The organism is Microbispora sitophila, from assembly GCF_014892245.1.
Classification (GTDB): domain Bacteria; phylum Actinomycetota; class Actinomycetes; order Streptosporangiales; family Streptosporangiaceae; genus Microbispora; species Microbispora siamensis.
In genome coordinates this window covers 117,454-138,375 of the sequence record NZ_JADBGC010000002.1, presented here as the reverse complement: position 1 = coordinate 138,375, position 20,922 = coordinate 117,454, and the positions used below count along the sequence as shown (strand labels likewise).

Here is a 20,922-nt window from a genome sequence, read left to right as displayed (position 1 = left end):
CCATCACCCCCCGTTTCCCCCCAACCCGAGGAGTTCCTTTGCTTCGTCCCGTACTGTCCATCGGCCTCGTGAGCGCCACGGTCCTGCTGGGCGGGATGGCTCTCACCGGCTCGGCCTCGGCCGAACCCGGCGCCGCCCCTGCACAGTCCCAGGCCGCCAAGTACCCCGCGGACTCGCTGCGCGCCCTCGGCGACCGGGTCGGGCTGCGTATCGGTACCGCCGTGAACACGGACGAACTCGGCAGCAACGCCGACTACACCCGGATCACGGCCGAGCAGTTCTCCAGCGTCACTCCCGAGAACGTGATGAAGTGGCAGCTGGTGGAGCCCACTCGCGGCACATACGACTGGGCTGCCGCCGACCGGCTGGTCGCCTTCGCGAAGAAGAACAAGCAGCTGGTCCGCGGCCACACGCTGGTGTGGCACAGCCAGCTGCCCACCTGGCTCTCCTCCGACGGCTACACCACCACCCTGTCCAACGACGAGCTGAAGGCCCTGCTCAAGAAGCACATCCAGGATCAGGTGAAGCACTTCAGGGGCGACATCTGGCAGTGGGACGTGGTCAACGAGGCGTTCGACGACGACGGACAGCCCCGCCAGACCATCTGGTACAAGGCGTGGGGCGGCCTCGGCTACATCGCCGACGCCTTCCGCTGGGCCCGAGAGGCCGACCCCAAGGCACTCCTCTTCTACAACGACTACAACCTCGAGTTCACCGGGGCGAAGAGCAACGCCGTGTACGACCTCGTCCGGTCCCTGAAGGCGCAGCGTGTGCCCATCGACGGCGTCGGCTTCCAGGGCCACCTGGACACCCAGTACGGCTTCCCGGACCTGCAGAACAACCTGCAGCGCTTCGCGGATCTCGGCCTGAAGGTGGCCGAGACCGAGGTGGACGTCCGCACGTTCACGCAGGCCCCGCCGAACGAGAACACCCCGACCAACCCGCTGGCCGGGTACGCCCAGGAGAGCTACTGGTCCCGCGCCCTGAAGGCGTGTCTGGCCGTGCGCGAATGCATCTCGTTCACCCCCTGGGGATTCGGCGACACGTATTCCTGGATCCCCGGCTGGTTCGACAACCCGCAGGAGGGCGCCGCCCTGCTGTATGACGGGAACCTGCAGCCCAAGTCGCAGTACTACGTGCTCCAGCAGGACCTGGCACTCGCCGCGGGCGCCCCGCACCGCTCCGGCCCGGGCGCGGGCCGCAACTGACCGTACCGACAGGCACGGGGCCGCACTCCATGAGTGCGGCCCCATTGCCGCACTCTGCCGTATAACGTGCGGCGGCGTTTCCTCGTCCAGGGTGTGCCCCCTGCACTGCCGTCGCCTGGACAGGGCTATCGGGAAGAGCACCAGATCTATAGCCTTGATCGGGTGGCCACTTCCCCTCTGCGGCTCCGCGTAGGCCCGTCCGTCCTGGCGCAGACCGCTATCCCGGTGACCACTCTTCTCGGCATCCTCTACCTGGCCATATCCGCGGTCACGCTCGTGCGATCATCGGCATTTCAGGAAGCCTTACATGGGCCGGTCCTCTGCGAGTTCATTCCGGATGATGCTCCGCCAAGCCAGCAGGAGGAAATAAGGGACTATCTGGGCTGCGGGCCTTCGTCCGCGCTAGTCCCGATCGCAGGCGTCGCGTTGATCACCCTCGTTCCCGTGTTCGCGATGACCTATCTGAGTGTGCGGGTATTGCGCTTTCGCGCCGATCTCTTCGGCACGGTGCTCGTCATTCAAGGGGCCCTGAAGGCCAAGCGCTTCGACCTGTCCACGGCGCACGTGCGCCTGGATGCCACGATCGGCCGGCGCATCCCCTACTTGCAGATAGTGGAGTCCGCCTCTGCCAGCGGACGGCTGTACCTTCGCGATGTCCATACCCCGCTGATGCCTCCCGATGATCTTCTTGCCATCGCTGAGGCAATCGAGTCCGGTAGACGACCTGAGCCCTTCGCCGGCCAGGCAATCCAGACGGCCATGACCCTCCGTCGCCTGGCCACTGATCCACTCGCCCGCATAATCGCTTGAGACCGGCGAGACAGCGAGGAAGCCCACCCGTCGGGAGCGGCTCCCCATCGGCCAGGGGCTGCTGAGGGGCGTACGGCTGTGCATGGCGTCATGGGGTTGCTGCGGATGACGCAAGTTTCTACGTTGAGGGTCATGAAGTCGACCATCGTAGAAATCCTGGCTCCTCAGCCCTCCAATTGGTACAAGAACCGGAACAGCGCGGCCGCCAGAGGCGGCTGCAGCCAGCACGGAACTCCGCCCTGTCATGACGCGATCGTCGCCAGCGTGGTTCTCGCTGATGCTGGCAGCGAAAACATCCAGTGGGCCGTCTGCCAGCGAGGCCTCGATGAACTCCAGAGTGGTCAGAACAGAGAGCGAACCTGATCCATAACATGGTCAGAGCCGTCCACCCGTGACAGACATGCCTGATCATCGGAGAAATCGGTCTCTAGAGAGTCAGCGTCAGCCATGATCATCGAAGGACTCGTGCCAGCGGGGGCGCTAGCAAGGCCGATTGTTCGCTGCCGTTGTCGTACCTGATCGATACGCTCTGAGACACGGCATCCCGTGCGATCGTCCCGACATAGGCGCATCCTTCTTGTGCACTATCAAGCTAGTTGGCCGGACCACGCGGGACATCTACTCTGGGCGGCGTTCGAGTTCGGTTCTCGCCTCGGGATCTGCGAGAAAATCCATGAGTTCGCGATGCACAAAAATGTACCCGTGCCCAACTCTCCGGAGGATCAGACACTCCGTCATGAAGTCAAGGAACGGCAAACACGGCCACGGGAACCGGTGCGACCAGCTCAGCTCCACCCGAAGCACAAATTGCTCAAGAAGGGGCCCGCCACCTATCGAGACGAAGGTCAAGAGGAGAGATGCCAGACCGACGAGAAGCCCATAAGTGGCTGGAGGAACCGATTCCGCCGGTGCCACCCCCGTGACATATACGGAAACAAAACCAGTGATCAGGCTCCACGCGAGACCGACACGTAGAGCGAGGCGGACCCGAGGACGTAGTGAGGGACTCGGCACCTCTCGTCTCCGGACTACGGTTCGCCCCGACTCCGAGAGCTCGTGCATGAAGCCATCTACCAGGCCAGAAACTAGGAGATAGCAGACGAATAAGTCAATTGCATATATTGGCCCGGAAAGCGCGGACTCCTTGAACCCGATGACAACGGCAACGGCCAGGCTGATCACAGACGCGACAATTTTGTCTCCAATCCCATGCACCGCGAAACCGCCAACCGCCATGACCAGAGACTTCATCACTGAATTGACAGTTACGTCTCCTCGCGGAGACGGTTCTCTGGGCAGCCAGACCTGCCTTGTCTCATCTCGACTCCACCAGGAAATGCCCGCAATATCCTCATAATCATTACTGAGTATTTGCGCAGTGAGGCCAATCCCCACAATAATCGCGGCGATCAAGGCCACCGTCGCCCCAGCCAGCGGCCAAGATGCGAGGAACATGAACACGGACGAGGACGCGATAGTGAGCAGTACAACGAAATGTGAGCCGCTCAGATAACTACCCGAGGGGAGCCACTTGGCTCCTAACAGATCGAGCGTGAACACGGTCTGCCGTTCACCGCGGAGCCGGTTCGCAAGAAGATGTAGATAACGACGAGATTCTTCCGGAGGATATTTTCGGTTCTTGCGCCAACGCAGCATTGTCCTCACGTATTGGGCGTAAAGGCGACGGCGCGGGCCAGATTGCTGAGTTGCCGGAGGTAGCTCGGGGCCGTCACGATAGGCGAGGGCCATGATGCTCAGTAATAGCGGCGACGAGGCCAGCCGCCACAATTCAGAGTCAGCGGTGAGCGCTGCTCGCAACCCGTTCAACCCGGGCCCCGCCTCGGCAAGAAAGCGCTGGGTCTGATCCTCCGTCATCGGCTGGATCGTCACGATACCGTGCAATTTCACTTGCTCTTGAAGCATTGCATACTCGGCCTCACGACAGCAAATTGCACTGCTGATCGGATTCCCCTGCAGGTATTTATTCAACGCAGAAACGCATCCTGGGCGATTTTCTGCTGCAACCTCGTCAAGCCCATCGAAGAGGGGCAGGATCTGGTGATTTTGCAGCCATTCGCTCGAGAGTCGCCGTGGCATGCCATAGCTTTCCACGAGCTCATCGACTATCCAGTCCGCGATCCTCTTACGGTGCCGCGCCCACGATGCGAGCGGCAGGATAACCGGAACCGGATTACTCTCGTCTTCGGCTGCCAGGAGGAGACTCTTGGCGAGTTCGAGGAGCATGGTCGTCTTACCCGCTCCCGGAGCACCCAGGATGACAACCCGCCGGTCCATAAGCGAGAAAACTTCCGCCATTCCCGTTCCCGGCGGTAGTCGCTCCTGCGCACCGTTCACCCATGTTACAGCGATGTCCCAGGGCCGGTCCGCGGACTCCTGAACCACCAGGTCAAGCTCAATCCGAGCCTCGTTGTAGAGCGACTTCTCCAGAACACCGGCTACCCAGAATCGCCGCACCCGGCGGATAAGTTCAGTACGAGCCTGTGCCGAGGGAAAACTTGTTGGCTGCTCGTCTTTCTGAGCGACCTCCAGCACTGCCGCACCGATCACGATTACGATCATCAGCGGCCACGCCACCCATAGGTGCTTGTCCCAGGACGACGGCAGAACCCCGGTCGCCACATTCGTCGCCACCCCGAGCAACGCAATGAAGAGAACGGACAGCACAATCTGGGCACGGCGGAGCATGAAACTATTTTTACCTCTTTCGCTTGCCTCTGGGCCACCATTCCATGGAATGCCATAGACGCCGGGAGCCGATGGAGTTCCCGGCGAAAACGGCAGACTCCGCATAGGGATCAGTCAATTGATGGCCCCCAGCGGCTGCAAGACCAGTTCCCAATACGGGCATTCTGCATCGATGATCTCTGAGCGTCTACTCGTCATCGAGAGAGCCGGCGCGTGGGCGGGAACGAACGCCGTTCCAGGACCGACGACCTACAGCACCTTTCTATGGAGTATGGTCCTTTATGTCTCCTAGGTTCCGGCCATGCAGATGAGCAGGCGCCCGCCCCAGGCACCCGGACCAACTGGCCCTGTAGTGCTGTCGGCCGGGCAAGCTTGGCAGCTGCATGAGGTGCTGTATAAGAGCTCTCACGTCCTGGACGCCAGACAGCATCCCCCGGCCCGCTGTTTCCTCTGCTGTCGGTCGCACGTCCTGCCTACCAGGCGAAATACCTCAAAATCCACCCCGCGTATATCCCGCGGACAGCGGCCGGGGGCTGCTCAGGGTGGCGTACGGCTGCGCATGGCCGTAACAATCAACGGCGTCTGAACCGAGCGAAACCGCTGGTCAGACGCCGTTTTGGCTGGTTGAGCGGAGAGCGTGGGATTCGAACCCACGAGACCGGTCACCCGGCCTAGCGGTTTTCAAGACCGCCGCCATCGTCCACTAGGCGAGCTCTCCCCGGCACCCCACCCTGGAGCGCCACGCAGCAGCCTAGTCTCTCACTCCTCGGCGCGTGACCGCGACCGCGAAAGAGATCACCCTTGTCTACAGGTGGTCCGGGATCTCCGAGAACCTGGGCTCGGCCAGCGCCTGTGGGCCGGCGAAGCCGTCGCCCACGGAGGCGGCCAGGCGAAGGTAGGCGTCCCGGGTGGCCTGCTGGAGGCGATCCAGGTCGATCTCCGCACCCTCCTCCAGGTGGGCGTCGTACGGCACGCGGACCACGGTGCGGCAGCGGGCGGCGAAGTGGGCCTCCAGCTTGTCGAGGTCCACCGTGGACTTCGACCGGGGCCGTACGCTGCACAGCACCACGGTGGCGGCCCGGACGAGGTCGCCGTAGTGGTGCGCCTCCAGCCAGTCCAGCGTGGCCGAGGCCGCCCGGGCGCCGTCCACGGACGGCGAGCTGACCAGCACGATCTGGTCGGCCATGCCGAGCACACCCGACATGGCGGAGTGCAGGAGACCGGTGCCGCAGTCGGTGATGCAGATGGAGTAGAAGTTCTCCAGCACGTTCGCCACCGCGTGGTAGTCCTTGGCGCTGAACGCCTCCGACACCGACGGGTCGCGGTCCGACGCCAGGATCTCCAGACGCGAGGGCGTCTGCGAGGTGAAGGCCCGGATGTCCACGTACCGCTTGATCTGCGCGCGCTCGTTCAGCAGGTCGCGTACGGTGGCCGCGGTCTCCAGCTCGACCTTGTCGGAGAGCGTTCCACGGTCGGGGTTGGCGTCGACCGCGATGACACGGTCGCCGCGCACCTGCGCGAGCGTGGCGCCGAGTCCGACGGTCGTCGTGGTCTTGCCCACCCCGCCCTTGAGGCTGAGCACGGCGACCCGGTGGTGGCCGGTGGCGACGGGCGTGCGGGCGCGCTGCACGAGTTCACGGCGCCGCCGCACCTCCGGAGCCTCACCCGGCTTGATCAGCCCGGCGGACGCCTTGTAGACCAGCCGCCGCCAGCCCGTCGCGGGAGCGTTTCTCCGTCCCCTCAGCAGGGTGACCGGGTCGAGGCTGTCGGCGGTCGGCTTCGACCCTGCCGACCTCCCCGTCGTACGCGCGGGCGAGCTGAAGGCGGAGACGGGGGGAGCCGGCCGGCGCGGGGGCTGGTAGGCCTCCCGCTCCGCCACCGCGTCCCGTTCCACGGCGGGCGCCTGGTCGGGTGCGGGGCTCGGCGCCGACGCGCGCTCGGGCGCGGGTAGAGGTGCGGGTGCAGGCGCTGGCAGGGGCGTCGGCGCCGCGATCGGACCCGGCTCGTACGGCTTGCGCTCCTCGGCGGCCAGGTCCTCCCGCAGGGAGCCGGTGAAGCGGTCGTCCGCGAAGTCCGGCGCGGTCTCGGCCTGTGGGGTGGCGAACGGAGACGGGATCTCCGGCGGCGCGGGCGGCTCCTCCGGCTCGGCGGGGGCGGCGGGTTCCTGCTGGGCGGCGGGCACCGGCACCGCCGGCTCCAGCCAGCCACGCAGCGGCTCCTTCGTGGAGCCGGACGCCGGGGAGGCGAAGGGCTTGAGCGGCTCGCTGCCGGAGAACGCGCCGATGTTCTTGTAGGCGTCGGTGTCCGCCGGGGAGCCGGGGAAGGCACCGCCGGAGGCCCGTTCGCCGAACAGAGGGGTGGTGAAGGACGAGGAACCGCTCAGGCCGCCCGGCGGCGTGGTGGGGTGACTCTCGCCCTCCGGCGACTCCTGGTCGTCGCCCGGCGTCTCCGGCGTCGCGCCCGAGGACGCTGCCGGGGATTCCGATCCCGCACCGGACGAGGCACCGAAAGACCCCGGGAAGGACGACTCCGCAGAACGATCCGGCGCCTGGCCGAAAGACGACTCGGGCGCCGCCCCGAAAGACGACTCCCCGAAAGACGACTCCGGCGCCGCGCCGAAGGACGAACCGAGAGACGAGCCGAACGACGGGGCGCTCACCGGCCCGGTCGACGTGGCGGATTCCTCACCCCTCGTCTCCGGCGGTGTGCCGAACGCGGTGCTCGCGCTGGGCGACTCGGCCGGCGACGGGTCCTCACGCTCCTCGGAGGGCGATGACTCGGGCCTGGTCACGAAGGCCGTCGTATCGCCGAAGGCCGTCGTGTCACTCACGTTCGTCGTGTCACCGAAGTTCGTGTCGCCGAAGTTCCTCTCGCCGTACGCCGAGTCGGCGCCATATCCGGACCCAAATCCGGACTTTTCGCTACTTTCGTACCCAAAACTCTCGGAATAGCCGGCGCCGAAGAAGGGCTCGCGGACGGGACCGGTGGACGACGCCTCGGAGGTCTGCGCATCCTCCTGTGCCGGCGCGCCGTACGCGGAGCCGGTCGCGCTGTCGGCCGTGCCGCGGAGCAGGCCGCCGGACGCGGGCTCGGCCGGGACGAGGCTCCAGGGGTCGGCGGGGTACGGCGAGGCGGGCTCGGGGTCGGTCTGCGGCGGCGGCGGTGGAGAGGCGAGCGTGGCGGAGGTGACCGCGCTGACCGCTATCTCCACCTCGTCGGGCATTTCCTTGATCGCGTCAAGCCATGCCAGCTGGTCCTCGAGAGAATGGGGATCCTCACGATCATGTCTCGCCACCGTGTACCCCCTCGGGCTGGGCTAATGGGGTAGCAAACACATTGCAGATTAGCGCCACGTAATACGGTGAATGCGGGCAACCGCCGAGTTCTCCGCCACGCTACTTTAGGTCACATGCGTGCGATCGTGATTTCCGAACCCGGCGGACCTGAGGTTTTGGCCTGGCAGGAAGTGCCCGACCCGCGTCCCGGCGCAGGTGAGGTGGTCATCGAGGTCGCCGCCTCGGCCGTCAACCGGGCGGACCTGCTCCAGCGCCGCGGCTTCTACCCGCCGCCGCCCGGAGCCTCCGAGATCCCCGGGCTCGAATGCTCGGGAACGGTCACCGAAGTCGGCGAGAACGTCCCGCATCTCTCCCCCGGTGACCGCGTCTGCGCCCTACTGGCCGGCGGCGGATACGCCGAACGGGTGGCGGTCCCCTGGCAGCAGGTGATGCCGGTGCCGGAGGGCGTCACGCTGGACGAGGCCGCCGGCCTGCCCGAGGTCGCCTGCACGGTGTGGTCGAACGTCTTCATGACCGCCCGCCTGCGCAAGGGTGAGACCCTGCTCGTCCACGGCGGCGCGAGCGGCATCGGCACCATGGCCATCCAGCTCGCCAAGGCGTACGGCTCCCGCGTGCTCGTGACGGCCGGCTCGGCGGACAAGCTCGCGCGCTGCCGCGAGCTGGGCGCGGACGAGGGCGTGAACTACCGCGAGGAGGACTTCGCCGAGCGGTTCGAGGGCCGGGCCGACGTCATCCTCGACATCATCGGCGCGAAGTATCTGCCCGGGAACCTGCGCGCCCTCGCCACCGGCGGCCGCCTGGTCGTCATCGGCATGCAGGGCGGCGCGAAGGGCGAGCTCGACCTCGGCACGCTGCTCGCCAAGCGGGCCGCGATCCACGCGACCGGGCTGCGCAACCGCCCGGTGGACGACAAGGGCGTGATCTGCCGGGGCGTGGTGGACAACGTGTGGCCGCTCGTCGCCGCCGGGGCCGTACGGCCCGTGGTGCACGAGCGGATCCCCCTCGACCAGGCCGCCCGCGCCCACCGGATGCTCGAGGAGGGCGAACACATCGGAAAGCTCCTGCTGGTCAGGTGAGTTAGGTTGGATCGGGTGAGCAGGGTGTGGCCCAGCGGAGCGAATCAGGAGTTGTAAGCGATCGATGAACGCAGACGAGAGCACGCCGCAGATCGTGGTCGTGGGGCCGCAGGGCCTCTCGGTCTCCGGCGGCGACGGTAAGGGCGAGCACGAGGAGCGGTCCGTCGCCGACCTGGTGGAGCAGCCCGCCAAGGTGATGCGGATCGGCAGCATGATCCGCCAGCTGTTGGAGGAGGTGCGGGCGGCTCCCCTCGACGATGCCAGCCGCAAGCGGCTCAAGGACATCCACCAGAGCTCCATCAAGGAGCTCGAGGAGGGCCTGGCCCCCGAACTGGTGGCGGAGCTGGAACGGCTGTCCCTGCCGTTCAGCGACGAGAGCGACACCCCGCCGAGCGACGCGGAGCTGAGAGTCGCGCACGCCCAGCTCGTCGGCTGGCTGGAGGGCCTGTTCCACGGCATCCAGACCACGCTGTTCGCCCAGCAGATGGCCGCGCGGGCGCAGCTGGAGCAGATGCGCCGCGCACTCCCCGGCGGCATAGGCCAGTCCGCACAGGACGACCAGGGCCACCGCGCGGGCGGTCCCTACCTGTAGAACCCCGGCCCGCTGACTCAGAACAGGGTCTCGAGCACGACCGCCACACCGTCGTCGTTGTTGGCCGCCGTCACATGATCGACGGCGGCCAGCACGTCGGGGTGGGCGTTCGCCACCGCGTACGACGTGCCGGCCCAGGTCAGCATCGGCAGGTCGTTCGGCATGTCGCCGAAGGCGACCACCTCCGCGGACTTGATCCCCCGCTCCTCGGCCAGCGTGGCCAGCGCTGTGGCCTTCGTCACGCCGTACGCGCTCATCTCGATCAGCGCCCGCCCGCTGGAGTGGGTCGGGGTCACGATGTCGCCGACGATCTCCAGCACGCCGCGGTGCAACTCGTCGGGGTCCATCGAGGGGTGCTGCGCGAGCAGCTTGGCGCACGGCCGGGAGGTCAGCGCCGCGATGGCCACCATCTGCCCATAGGACAGCTCCCGGGCGTCCCAGCGCCCGAGCGCGTAGTCGGACTCGTGCGCGAAGCCTCCCTCGTACTCGACGGAGAACGTGAGATCGGGCACATTCCGCCGCAGCCGGGCGACGCACTCTTCGAGGACGTCGGGGTCGATCAGATGCGACTCGACGATCTCCTCGGTGTGGAGGTCGTACACGAGCGCGCCGTTGGCGCAGATGGCCAGCCCGCGGTGCCGTACGGCTCCCGCGACGCTGTGCATCCACCGGGGCGGCCGCCCGGTCACGAAGACGAGGGTGCCGCCGGCCTCCTCCACCCGGGCGAAGGCGGCGGCGGTACGTGGAGAGACTGTTCCGTCGGTGCGCAGAGCGGTGCCGTCGAGGTCCGTGGCGACGAGGCGGGGGCAGGTCATGACAGGTTCCAGTGTGCACCGAGATATGCCGTGCCATGCCCTCAGCCACCCCCGGGGCGAGAAATCTCCCCCGGACGTGGAACACCAACGGGCTACATAGTGTTAGATGTGAAGGCGTTGTATTAGCTGTTCCCGTAGCGAAAACCAGTTTGACTGTATGAGCCACCCGGGGAGCTGTGCGACACACCCGGGGTCCACGAGGTGTGGTCCCCAAGATTCACTTCCTTAGGGAGAGCAGTAATGGCTCAGGGAACCGTCAAGTGGTTCAACGCTGAGAAGGGCTTCGGCTTCATCGCACCGGACGGCGGCGAGCCCGACGTGTTCGTGCACTTCTCCGCGATCACGGGCAGCGGCTACCGCAACCTCGAGGACGGCCAGCGGGTCGAGTTCGAGGTCATCGCCGGTCCGAAGGGCCCGCAGGCGTCGAACGTCCGTGGCCTCTGACCTGACGTGACGAAGGCGGGGCTCGCGCTGGCGAGCCCCGCCTTTTGCGTACCTGGGGAGCCCCGGCCGTAAGCGCTGCGGCGGACCCGCGGAAGGCCCGCGCGCATGAAAGTTTCACGCGCGAGGGCCTTCTTCGCACTCGACTCTCATCCAAACCGAGAGATTTACATCACATCTGACGCCCCTGCCGTCAAAGGTGCAGATCGCACTTCAGGGACATCTGAGGCTTCCGGCCGCACGACGCCGCGCCAGGGAACCCCCGGCCGCCGCAGGGACCGCCCGGACATACACGAAGACCTCCGGACGCGGTGGGCGGCACCACGCCGGAGGTCCTCGATGAGGGCCGGTAGGTCTACCGGGACAGCGGCTCCAGGACGTCGAGCCCCACGTACGGCCGCAGTGCCTTGGGGACGACCACCGAGCCGTCGGCCTGCTGGTGGTTCTCCAGGATCGCCACGATCCAGCGGGTCGTCGCGAGCGTGCCGTTGAGCGTCGCCACGTGGTGCGGCTTGCCGTCCTCGTCCCTGTAGCGCACCTTCAGGCGGCGGGCCTGGAAGTCGGTGCAGTTGGAGGTCGAGGTGAGCTCGCGGTAGCGGCCCTGCGAGGGAATCCACGCCTCACAGTCGTACTTGCGGGCCGCCGAGGTACCGAGGTCGCCCGCCGCCGTGTCGATGATGCGGTACGGCAGCTCCACCTTCTCGAGCATCTCCTTCTCCCAGGCGAGCAGCCGCAGGTGCTCCTCGTGGGAGTCCTCGGGCCGGCAGTAGGAGAACATCTCGACCTTGTCGAACTGGTGGACCCGGATGATGCCCCGGGTGTCCTTGCCGTACGACCCGGCCTCGCGGCGGAAGCAGGACGACCAGCCGGCGTAGCGCAGAGGCAGAGCGCGGGGGTCGAGGATCTCGTCGGAGTGGTAGGCCGCCAGCGGCACCTCGGAGGTGCCCACCAGGTAGAGGTCGTCCTCGGGCAGGCGGTAGATCTCCTTGTCGTGGGCGACGTGGAATCCGGTGCCCTGCATCGACTCCGGCTTCACGAGCACAGGCGTGATCATCGGCGTGAAGCCCGCCTCGATCGCCTGCTGCATCGCCATGTTGAGCAGCCCGAGCTGAAGCCGCGCGCCGACACCCGTCAGGAAGAAGAACCGGGCGCCCGAGACCTTCGCGCCGCGCTCGATGTCGATCGCGCCGAGCGACTCGCCCAGCTCGACGTGGTCGCGGGGCTCGAAGTCGAAGACCGGCTTCTCGCCGACCTCCTCCAGCACCACGTAGTCGTCCTCGCCGCCGGGGGGCGCGCCCTCCTCGACGATGTTCGGCACGGTCATGAGCAGCTCGTCGAGCTCGCTCGCCAGCGCGGCGGCCTCGGTCTCGGCCGCCTTCACCTGCGCGGCCAGTTCCTTCGCGCGGTCGAGCAGCGCCTGGCGCTCGTCTCCGGACGCGCGGGACACCGACTTGCCGATGCTCTTCTGCTCGGCGCGCAGCGACTCGAAGTTGTTGAGCGCGGCACGGCGGCGCTCGTCGAGCGACAGCAGGGTCTCCACGACCGAGTCGTCCTCGCCGCGGACGCGCTGCGACGCCCGGAGCCGGTCAGGGTCCTCACGAAGGGTTCGCAGGTCAATCACGGCTCAAAGGCTACCGGAGCCGGTGCGGCTCCCGCCCGTCAAGCGAGACCGGCGCGGATCTTTCCGAGCCATTCGGCGGCCTCGGCGAAGTCCGTGTCGGTCGTCCCCTCCTTGATCTGCGTCGGAACCCGGTCGGCCCGCGGATAGCTGCCGAGGAAACGCAGGTCGTCGCAGAGCCGGTGAAGACCGGCGACGGCCTCCCCGACCCGGGCGTCGGCGATGTGACCCTCGAAGTCGAAGTGGAAGAAGTAGCGGCCGATGCCGTCCCCGGTGGGACGCGACTCGATGCGGGTCAGGTTGACCCCGCGCACCGCGAACTCGCTCAGCATCTCCAGCAGCGCGCCCGGGTGGTCGTCGCGCAGGAAGGCCACGAGCGAGGTGCGGTCGGCACCGGTGGGCTCGGGCAGCCGCCCGGGCCGGTTCACCTTGATGAACCGGGTGACGGTGTCGGAGCGGTCGCCGATGTTCGAGGCGATCGCGTCGAGCCCGTAGTACTCCCCGGCGATGGCCGGGCTGATCGCCGCGTCGTAGGGAGACTCGGGAGAGGCGACCTCCTGGGCGGCGGCGGCCGTCGACGAGGCCGCGATCACCACGGCGCCGGGCATCTCGCGCTCGATGAACCCACGGCACTGGGTGTGGGCCGCCGGGTGGGTGATGACCCGCTTGATCTGGGCCAGCTCGGTGCCGGGCCGCACCAGCAGGGAGAACTCGACCGGGAGCAGCAGCTCACCGGTGATGTGGAGCGGCCTTCCCCCGGCCAGCTCGTCGAGGGTCTGGGTGATGGCCCCCTCCACCGAGTTCTCCAGCGGGACCACCGCGCCGTCCGCCGCGCCGTCGCGGGCGGCGTCGAGCGCGACTCCGACGTTGGCGCAGGGCAGGCGCTCGGCATCCGGCTCCAGGAGTCGCAGGGCCGCCTCACAGAAGGTGCCCTGAGGCCCCAGGTACGCGAGCTTCGACATGTCCTCAAGGGTATCCGCAGGTAGGTGTGGCGGGCATGCGGAGACACTCCTGTGGAAAACACGCACGTCCGGCTCGTCCTGTGGACAGGCCCGCTCATCCTGTGGACAACCGCGCCGCGATGAACCGCCGTCCCATCCGTGGGCGGCCTCTCGCCGTGGAGGGCCGCCGCCATGAGCCGCCAACCCGGGGAACGCCGGCCCGCCTCAGCGGGGAAGGCGTTGCGGCTCGACCTCCGGCCCGATGCCGAGCCTGGCGGCCCACACGGCGTGCTCCTCCTCCGGCGACAACGGCTGCAGCCCCTTCCCCCCGCGTACGGCACGGGCGTACGTGCGGGTCTCGGTGCGTCCGTTGATCGACGTCAGCACGACGCCGTCACCGAAGCCGTTGATGAGCGCGAGCGAGAACGACAGCCTTCCGGTCATCTCGTCGAGCGCGTCATACCGATACAGCGCCACGTCGCGGATCGCCCTGCTGTCCACCGGGCCCTCGACGGCGGCCCGCCGATCGAGGGCGTCCAGGCACACCCGCACGGAACGGCGAGCGGCGCGCAGCGCGGTCAGGCCGACGGCCACGCCGGTCACACCCGTCAGGACACCGGCCAACTCCACAACGGTAACCAGCACGGCACCGAGCGTAATGAATTGGTCAAGAGGCCGCAGTGGGAACGGCGACAGCGGCCCGCCGCCGGGGCAGCCAGGCGCCGAGGAGCCAGACGAGGCCGATGGCGCCGAGCCCGAACGCGTTCTGCACGATCTTCCCCGCGACCGGGCTGAGCACGGGGATCTCCAGCGCCTTGAGCGTCACTCCCCACCACGGGATGGGCAGCACGTAGTAGAGCCACACACCCGCCGCGACCAGCAGCCGGACCCGGTCGCGCCCGGACCCCGCGAGGGCCGCGAGCACGACCACGACCCAGGCGATGTGGTGGATCCAGGCCACCGGCGACAGCAGCACCGCCATCAGCCCGGTCAGCGCCACCGCGGTCGTCACGTCGCCGTCCAGGTATGCCCGCCGGGCGCGGCGGAAGCCGTACCAGCCGATCACGGCGACGGCGGCGAGCCAGAGCACCGTGGTCAGCCAGCCGGGCAGGTAGAGCCTGAGCAGCATGCCGCGCAGCGACTGGTTGGTGGTGGCGGCGTTCGCGCCCAGCCGCTCGGAGTCGAGCAACGCCCCGAACCAGAAGTCCCGGGCGTCGTCGAAGATCACCAGGAACGGCAGCAGCGTGAGCAGGGCCGCCGTGAAGACCGCCATGAAGAAGGCCCGGCGCTGTGCTGTGCTCCCGTGGCGCTGCCTTGCATCCCCCTCCCGGGCGGGGAAGGCGGTGATCGCCAGGTAGACGAGGAACACGCCGGGGGTGAGCTTCACCGCCGTGGCGAGGCCGATCAGCATCCCGCGCGGCCACCACGGCCTGCGCACCACGCAGTCGAGCAGGCACAACGCCAGGAGGAACAGGTCCACCTGGCCGAACCTGAACTGGTCCCTGATCGGCATGAGATAGGTGCACGCGGCGCACAGCACGGCGAACAGCAACGGCGCGGCCAGAGCGCCGCGCACGCCGTCCAGGAAGGCCCGGAAGGCGTGCCGGACCGTCACCGCGAGGACGGCGACGATGGCGACCGTCCACACCCACTGCGCGACCGGCCACGACAGGACGGCGAGCGGCACCGCCAGCATCGCGGCCACCGGCGGATAGGTGAACGGCAGCAACTGGGGAGCCGGCGTGATCACGTCGTAGACGGGCAGACCCCGCAGCAGCGCCCAGCCGCCCGTACGGTAGACGTCCAGGTCCACCAGACGCTGGTCCTCGGGGTTGGTCAGCCAGTAGGCGATCAGCGGCGACGCCGCGGCGGCCAGCGCCACCAGGGCGAGCGCCCACGCCCAGGCGGGCCGGCGGGCCCCGGCGATCCGGCCAGTCGTCATGACCAGGCAGGCTACCGTGGACCGTGTCCGCACCGTTATCGATCATGAGGGAGCGCGGAACAGTGCGTCGCAGGCTGGCGGGGCTCTTCGCGTCGATCCTGGTGCTCGTCGTGGCGGCCCTCGTCCTGCCCGCCGCTCCCGCGTCGGCTTCGCCACAGGCCGCCGCGGTGACGGGCCGGGTCGTGGTGGTCGGGGTGCCCGGCCTCCGCTGGGACGACCTCGACCCGCGGCGCACCCCCGCGCTGTGGGGGCTGGCCGCCCGCGGCTCCAGCGCGTCGCTGTCCACGAGGGCGGTCCCTCCTGAGGGGCTGCCGGTGACCTGTCCGGCCGCCGGATGGCTGACGGTCTCCGCGGGCCAGCGGGCGGCGGCCCCCGGCGCGGGCTGCGGGCCCCTTCCCGAGCCCGTCACCGCCGCCGGCGGCACGGCGACGGTCCCCAACTGGTCCGAACTGGTCGCCGTGCAGCAGGCCAGTCCTTTCAAGGCCCGGCTCGGGCTCCTCGCCGACGCCGTGACCGCCGCCGGAGGGAAGATCGCGGCCATCGGCCCGGGGGCCGCCCTGGCCGCCGCCGACGGGTCCGGCAGGGTCGCGACGTACGCCGCGACGCCCGCCGCGCTGCCCGACCTCACGCCGTACGCCCTCGTCGTCGCCGAGGCCGGAGAGATCACCCGGGCCTCGGCCGACGACGGGCGCGGGCAGGCGCGGCGGGCGGCCGTGAGCGCGGCCGACCGGACCGTCGCCGAGGTGCTCGCCAAGGTGCCCGCCGGTTCGACCGTGCTCGTGGCGGGGCTGTCCGACTCCCCCGGCCGCGGCGAGGGCTCCATCGCCCACCTGCACGTCGCGATCGCCTCGGGCGGCCCGTACGGGCACGGGTGGCTGACCGCCGCCTCGACCCGGCAGCGGGCGCTGGTCACGATCACCGACGTCACGACGACGGTCACGCACCTGCTCGGCCTGCCCACTCCCGAGGGCGCGGTCGGCAGGGCGTGGTCGGGCGGCGGCGCGGCGCCGCCCGTGAGCGAGGCGGCCCCCGGGCTGGCCGACGCCGACCTCGCGAGTCAGGTGCTCAGGGAGGTCAGGGAGCCGTTCTTCATCACGCTGGTCGCCGCGCAACTGCTCTTCTACGGCCTGGCCGCGCTCGTGATCAGGCGCCACCGGCGGATGCTGACGACCACACGGGTCGTGGCGACGGTCAGCGGCGCGCTCCCGGTGTCGATCTTCCTGGCGCAGCTCGTGCCGTGGTGGGGCTTCGCGCATCCGATGCCCGCCCTGCTCGGCACGATCCTGGGCTTCGCCGTCCTGGTGGCCGGGCTCGCGTACGCCGGGCCGTGGCGCCGCCACGTGCTGGGACCGGCCTCTGTGGTCGCCGGGATCAGCTCGCTCGCGCTCCTCGCCGACGTGGTGACGGGCTCGCGGCTGCAGGTGAACGCGGTGGCCGGCTACGAGCCGGTGACCGGCGGCAGGTTCTACGGCTTCGGCAACATGGCCTTCGCCGTCTACTCGACGGGCACGATCCTGCTCCTGGCGGCCGTCGCCCACGCGCTGCGCCGCCGGCCGAGGCTCGCCGTGGCCGTCTGCGTCGCGTACGGCCTGCTCGCGATCGCCGGGGACGGCTGGCCGACGTGGGGCGCGGACTTCGGCGGGGTGCCGTCGTTCGTCCTCGGCGTGGCGGTGTTCGTGCTGATGGCCGCGGGCAGGCGGGTGTCGGTTCTCCGGCTCGGGCTGATCGCCGTGGCGGGGGTCATGCTCATCTCGCTGATCGCGGTGGCCGACTGGCTGCGCCCCGCCGACCGGCGCACCCACCTCGGGGCGTTCGTCCAGCAGATCATCGGCGGCGAGGGCGGCTCGGTCGTCGGGCGCAAGCTCGGGGCGATGCTCCACACGCTGGGCAACCTCCCGCTGACACTGCTGTCGCTGGTCGCGCTGGCGTTCCTGTTCCTCGTGCTGGCCCGGCCGTCCCGGTGGGGCGCGCCCGCGCTGAGCCTGGCCTACGAGCGGGCGCCGGAGCTGCGGGCCGGGCTGTTCGGCGCGCTGACCGCGGCGTTCGCCGGGTTCCTGATCAACGACTCGGGGATCGCGATTCCGGCGATGGCCCTGACGGTCGCGGTGCCGCTGGCACTGGCAGCGTCCGTACGCGCGCTCCAGACCGCGCCGCCCACCACAGCAGCGCGATCGTCAGCGCCAGCAGGAGCGACGGCGCCATCCAGCCCCTGACCACGTCGACGAGCCACCGCAGGTCGTCCGGCTGGTCCGTCTGACGCGCGGGAAGATAGGCCGGCGCGAGCACGGCGAGCCGGGCGACCAGGAACGCCTCCAGGCCCGGCCAGGCGACCAGGGCCAGCAGCGCGAAACCCAGCCCGTCATACCAGGGCAGCGCGTACGGCGTGGCGAACAGCCAGGCCACGGCGACGGCCAGGGCGACCACCGGCCCCTCGCGCTCGGCCGCCGGACGGCCGCGCAGTAGGAGGACGGCGAGCGCGGCCAGCAGGAGCAGCGACCCCGCCTGGATCCACGCCCGGTAGGCCCCGGACCCGAAGACCCCCTGCAGCGCCCTTTGCACGAGCTTCCACGGCGTGGCGAGCGAGACCGACTTGCTGGCGTTGAGCAACTGGTCGAGCGAATGCGGCCCGGCGAGCAGGTATGCCACGAGCACGGTCAGCGCCGCCAGCCCGGCGACCAGGGCGAGCCGCCGGGGGCTCCGGCGCAGCTCCCACGCCGTGCCCAGCGCCACCAGGCCCACGGTGGCCTTGACCGCGACGCCCAGGCCGAGCGGCACGCCCCGGCGGGCGACCAGCCCGGCCACGACGAGCGCGATCGCCAGGGTGTCGAGGTGCATCCCGGCCACGAGCTCGTAGACGATCAGCGGGTTGGCCGTCCAGAGCAGGGCCGCGCGGCGCTGCCGTACGGGATCGCCGGAGGTGGCGCGGTGGAGCAGCAGGCCGGTGGCGACGAAGGCGGCGGCGTTGACCAGGGCCATCACGAAGACCGTCAGGCGGACAGAATCGCCCCCGACGTGGCTCGCCAGCGCCTGTACGGCCGTCGCGACCGGGCCGTACACGCTCGGGGTTCTGGTCCACTCCTCCACGCGGCCGACGACGGGATCGGCGGGAAGGTCCGCGGGCACGGTCGCGTACGGGTCGTGGCCGAGGGCCGCCATCCGGCCGTACGCCGCGTAGTTGAGGTGGTCGGCCGACCCGGAGGGCGGGAGGAACGCGAGGACCGCGGCGGCGGCGCATCCGGCGACGACCAGCGTGCGCGCCCGCGGCATCCGGTCGGCGTACGCGAGACCGGCGGCCAGGCCGGCAGTGCCGAGGACGAGCGCCGCGGCGGCCAGCGCGACGACGAGACGGCCGTCGGGCGCGAGATCGAGCGAGTAGGGAGGCTGCCACGACCGCCCGGGCAGCCCGGGCACCATCGCGGACGGCCCGAGGGCGCCGATCGCGATCGTGAGGACGATCGACAGGCCGCCGGCGGCCGGGGCCAGCCGGGCGGCGATCCGTGCGCGCCCCCTCGAATCCACCCGAGAATTCCACCACACCGGCCCGCCGACGTGGGCGAAGCCACCAGGTGGCCCGGCTCGACAGCGCGGCTCAGCGGCGCGGTGGGCGGAGGGCGGCGCGCGCCTGGTCCACGGCGGGCTCGCGGGCGGCGAGGGCCAGGCCGACGTCGCGGAGCTGCTTGGCCCTGTGCAACTGGGAGCGCCAGTCGGTGCCGGTCGCCCGGTGCGACATCTCGACCTCGACCTCGGTCACCCGGAAGCCCTTCCTGAGCAGGTCGACGGTCATGCCGGTCTCGACGCCGAAGCCGTGCGCGAGCGGCCGGGCCGCCTCGAACGCGGCCCGGGTGAGGCACCGCTGCCCGTTGAGCGGCTGGGTCGCCTCCCAGCCGGTGAGCCGCTTGATACCGTCGCGGGCCAGCCGTACGACGATGCCGTGCCCGCCGAGCTTGACCCTGGTCGCGAACTTCGCGATGGCCAGGTCGGCCTCGCCCGCACGTACCGGCGCGATCAGCGGGAGGGCGGCCGCCGCCGTCTCGCCCAGGTCGGCGTCGAGGAACAGCAGGTGCCGGGGATGGTCCTCGTCGAGGAGGCGCACGGCCTCGGCGCCGCTCTCCATCGCCGCCGCCTTGCCCCGGTTGCGGCTGTGCCGTACGACCCGGGCACCCGCCGCCCTGGCCACCCGGCCGGTCTCGTCGGACGAGCCGTCGTCGACCACGACCACGAGATCCACGCCGGGCAGCTTCAGGGCGGCGGTCACGGTGGCGCCGATCCGGTCGGCCTCGTCCTTCGCCGGGATCACCACCGCGGTGTCCGGCTCGGGCACTGCCATCTCCCCCATGCGCCTAGCCCTGATGCTCGGCCGTGAGCAGGTCGGCGGGCACCGTGTCGTGCACGGTGAACACCGAGTCCAGGCCGGTGACCTGGAGAATCTTGCGTACCGCCGGTCTCGGCGCCGCCACCTCCAGCGTGCCGCCCCGCTCGCGCAGCCGCTTGAGCGCCGACAGCAGCACGTTCATGCCCGTGGAGTCGCAGAACTCCACTCCGGACATATCGATGACCACCCGGTCCGGCCCGGTCTCCAGCAGACGGGTGAACTCCGCCTGCAGCCGGGGCGCGGTATATAGGTCGATTTCGCCGAAGACGGCCATGACGGCCTGACCGGCGTGGGATTGCGTCGCGACTTTGAGCTCCACGAGGCGCACACTAGCGTCGTCCCGGCCCCGGGTCACGCTCCATCGGATTCATCGAAGAGTCGTCCGCGCTTTGTCCCCGATTCCGGCCCCATGTAAACGGGGAGTGCGCGAAGCTTGACGCTATGCGACACCGGCGTCGCCGGATGGAGGGCCCGGAACCTCCGCGTCTTGGTCGTCACTTCGCAAAGGAGGGCGGGCGCCGAGCACAGCGGGCCCGAGAGCAGATGAACAGTGAGATACCCGAGGATCCACAACGGCGCGTGCTGCGCGAGCATCTGGAGACCATCCAGGTGCGCACCGAGAAGGCCTCGTCGTGGCGCGACGCGGCCGAGCCGCTGCGCGGCCTGGTCAACCGCGAGGGGTACGTCCCGGTCAGCGCCCGGCTGGCGGCCGAGGACCTCGATTTCCTCGCCGAGGCGCGCGAGGAACTGCTGAGCTTCTCCGAGCTCGGCATCCGGCTGCTCGATCTGCACCAGCCCAGGGACGCGGGCGGCATCTCGAGCGACCCGGCCAACCCGATCCTGCGGTGCCGGAGCTGCATGTGGCGCTGGCCGTGCCCCACGTTCCGGGTCATGGCGGAGGCGTTCACCCCGCGTCAGCGGGATGCCGCCCCGGACGTCCCCTCCTGGCGCGGCCAGCTGGAGCACCAGGGCGAGCTGTGACTGACCCCCGGCGCCGCGCTGAGCTGCGCTTCCGTGCGGGGTTCTGCGACGCCAAGAGGTGCCGAAGTCGGCATTAAGTGTTCGCCATGGAGGCGTTCCTAACTTCCCTTGTGTAAGGGCCGGC

Annotated in this window: 17 protein-coding genes and 1 tRNA gene; 7 read left to right on the top strand and 11 right to left on the bottom strand. The window is 69.4% G+C overall.

Annotated features, from left to right (window positions below):
- Positions 1–38 precede the first annotated feature (38 nt).
- From IL992_RS03840 to IL992_RS03830, 3 genes are all read left to right on the top strand, one after another.
- Positions 39–1,208, top strand: a complete 1,170-nt coding sequence (locus IL992_RS03840; RefSeq protein ID WP_226872303.1) for an endo-1,4-beta-xylanase — start codon at positions 39–41, stop codon at positions 1,206–1,208.
- A 225-nt stretch (positions 1,209–1,433) separates the two neighbouring features.
- Entirely contained in the window at positions 1,434–2,018 is a 585-nt protein-coding gene (locus tag IL992_RS03835) for a hypothetical protein (protein ID WP_193201918.1), read from the top strand.
- A 132-nt stretch (positions 2,019–2,150) separates the two neighbouring features.
- Positions 2,151–2,381 carry a hypothetical protein gene (locus IL992_RS03830; protein WP_193201917.1) on the top strand — a complete coding sequence of 77 codons (231 nt, stop codon included), beginning with the start codon at positions 2,151–2,153 and terminating at the stop codon, positions 2,379–2,381.
- A gap of 255 nt (positions 2,382–2,636) precedes the next feature.
- On the opposite strand, the gene IL992_RS03825 is transcribed toward IL992_RS03830, so the two are convergent.
- From IL992_RS03825 to IL992_RS47490, 3 genes are all read right to left on the bottom strand, one after another.
- A complete protein-coding gene (locus IL992_RS03825) occupies positions 2,637–4,724 on the bottom strand; it encodes an NACHT domain-containing protein (RefSeq protein WP_193201916.1) in 2,088 nt (695 codons plus the stop codon).
- 629 nt (positions 4,725–5,353) lie between these two features.
- Positions 5,354–5,442: transfer RNA gene (locus IL992_RS03820), tRNA-Ser, on the bottom strand.
- 87 nt (positions 5,443–5,529) lie between these two features.
- Positions 5,530–7,947: a nucleotide-binding protein gene (locus IL992_RS47490; protein WP_193201915.1), complete on the bottom strand. Its 2,418-nt coding sequence runs from the start codon at positions 7,945–7,947 to the stop codon at positions 5,530–5,532.
- Positions 7,948–8,133: 186 nt separating this feature from the next.
- On the opposite strand from IL992_RS47490, the gene IL992_RS03810 reads away from it, so the two are divergent.
- Both IL992_RS03810 and IL992_RS03805 read left to right on the top strand, forming a co-directional pair.
- Positions 8,134–9,096, top strand: a complete 963-nt coding sequence (locus tag IL992_RS03810) for an NAD(P)H-quinone oxidoreductase (protein WP_193201914.1) — start codon at positions 8,134–8,136, stop codon at positions 9,094–9,096.
- 64 nt (positions 9,097–9,160) lie between these two features.
- Positions 9,161–9,688: a bacterial proteasome activator family protein gene (locus IL992_RS03805; RefSeq protein WP_193201913.1), complete on the top strand. Its 528-nt coding sequence runs from the start codon at positions 9,161–9,163 to the stop codon at positions 9,686–9,688.
- Between the two features lie 17 nt (positions 9,689–9,705).
- Here the strand turns inward: IL992_RS03805 and IL992_RS03800 are convergent, their stop codons facing one another.
- Positions 9,706–10,503, bottom strand: a complete 798-nt coding sequence (locus IL992_RS03800; RefSeq protein ID WP_193201912.1) for an HAD family hydrolase — start codon at positions 10,501–10,503, stop codon at positions 9,706–9,708.
- Between the two features lie 240 nt (positions 10,504–10,743).
- Between IL992_RS03800 and IL992_RS03795 the strand changes: the two genes are divergently transcribed.
- Positions 10,744–10,947: a cold-shock protein gene (locus IL992_RS03795; RefSeq protein WP_041952879.1), complete on the top strand. Its 204-nt coding sequence runs from the start codon at positions 10,744–10,746 to the stop codon at positions 10,945–10,947.
- Between the two features lie 352 nt (positions 10,948–11,299).
- Here the strand turns inward: IL992_RS03795 and serS are convergent, their stop codons facing one another.
- From serS to IL992_RS03760, 7 genes are all read right to left on the bottom strand, one after another.
- Positions 11,300–12,565: a serine--tRNA ligase gene (gene serS, locus IL992_RS03790; protein WP_193201911.1), complete on the bottom strand. Its 1,266-nt coding sequence runs from the start codon at positions 12,563–12,565 to the stop codon at positions 11,300–11,302.
- 38 nt (positions 12,566–12,603) lie between these two features.
- Positions 12,604–13,524 (bottom strand): prephenate dehydratase, encoded by a 921-nt coding sequence (gene pheA, locus IL992_RS03785; RefSeq protein WP_193201910.1) that lies wholly within the window; start codon positions 13,522–13,524, stop codon positions 12,604–12,606.
- A 204-nt stretch (positions 13,525–13,728) separates the two neighbouring features.
- A complete protein-coding gene (locus tag IL992_RS03780) occupies positions 13,729–14,148 on the bottom strand; it encodes a DUF4446 family protein (protein ID WP_193201909.1) in 420 nt (139 codons plus the stop codon).
- 22 nt (positions 14,149–14,170) lie between these two features.
- Positions 14,171–15,445, bottom strand: a complete 1,275-nt coding sequence (locus IL992_RS03775; RefSeq protein WP_193201908.1) for a glycosyltransferase 87 family protein — start codon at positions 15,443–15,445, stop codon at positions 14,171–14,173.
- 2,058 nt (positions 15,446–17,503) lie between these two features.
- Complete coding sequence (mptB, locus tag IL992_RS03770; protein WP_319018316.1) at positions 17,504–18,964, bottom strand: polyprenol phosphomannose-dependent alpha 1,6 mannosyltransferase MptB; 1,461 nt, start codon at positions 18,962–18,964, stop codon at positions 17,504–17,506.
- A 70-nt stretch (positions 18,965–19,034) separates the two neighbouring features.
- Positions 19,035–19,781 carry a glycosyltransferase family 2 protein gene (locus tag IL992_RS03765; RefSeq protein WP_226872302.1) on the bottom strand — a complete coding sequence of 249 codons (747 nt, stop codon included), beginning with the start codon at positions 19,779–19,781 and terminating at the stop codon, positions 19,035–19,037.
- 4 nt (positions 19,782–19,785) lie between these two features.
- Entirely contained in the window at positions 19,786–20,136 is a 351-nt protein-coding gene (locus tag IL992_RS03760) for an STAS domain-containing protein (RefSeq protein ID WP_030511009.1), read from the bottom strand.
- A 260-nt stretch (positions 20,137–20,396) separates the two neighbouring features.
- On the opposite strand from IL992_RS03760, the gene IL992_RS03755 reads away from it, so the two are divergent.
- Complete coding sequence (locus tag IL992_RS03755; protein WP_226872301.1) at positions 20,397–20,798, top strand: hypothetical protein; 402 nt, start codon at positions 20,397–20,399, stop codon at positions 20,796–20,798.
- Positions 20,799–20,922 lie beyond the last annotated feature (124 nt).

Excerpts from the sequence above, each read along its gene's own strand:
- IL992_RS03830 (WP_193201917.1), top strand. The coding sequence starts at position 2,151 with ATGAAGTCGACCATCGTAGAAATCCTGGCTCCTCAGCCCTCCAATTGG.
- IL992_RS03825 (WP_193201916.1), bottom strand. The coding sequence starts at position 4,724 with ATGCTCCGCCGTGCCCAGATTGTGCTGTCCGTTCTCTTCATTGCGTTG.
- IL992_RS47490 (WP_193201915.1), bottom strand. The coding sequence starts at position 7,947 with ATGCCCGACGAGGTGGAGATAGCGGTCAGCGCGGTCACCTCCGCCACG.
- IL992_RS03810 (WP_193201914.1), top strand. The coding sequence starts at position 8,134 with ATGCGTGCGATCGTGATTTCCGAACCCGGCGGACCTGAGGTTTTGGCC.
- IL992_RS03805 (WP_193201913.1), top strand. The coding sequence starts at position 9,161 with ATGAACGCAGACGAGAGCACGCCGCAGATCGTGGTCGTGGGGCCGCAG.
- IL992_RS03800 (WP_193201912.1), bottom strand. The coding sequence starts at position 10,503 with ATGACCTGCCCCCGCCTCGTCGCCACGGACCTCGACGGCACCGCTCTG.
- IL992_RS03795 (WP_041952879.1), top strand. The coding sequence starts at position 10,744 with ATGGCTCAGGGAACCGTCAAGTGGTTCAACGCTGAGAAGGGCTTCGGC.
- pheA (WP_193201910.1), bottom strand. The coding sequence starts at position 13,524 with ATGTCGAAGCTCGCGTACCTGGGGCCTCAGGGCACCTTCTGTGAGGCG.
- IL992_RS03775 (WP_193201908.1), bottom strand. The coding sequence starts at position 15,445 with ATGACGACTGGCCGGATCGCCGGGGCCCGCCGGCCCGCCTGGGCGTGG.
- IL992_RS03765 (WP_226872302.1), bottom strand. The coding sequence starts at position 19,781 with ATGGGGGAGATGGCAGTGCCCGAGCCGGACACCGCGGTGGTGATCCCG.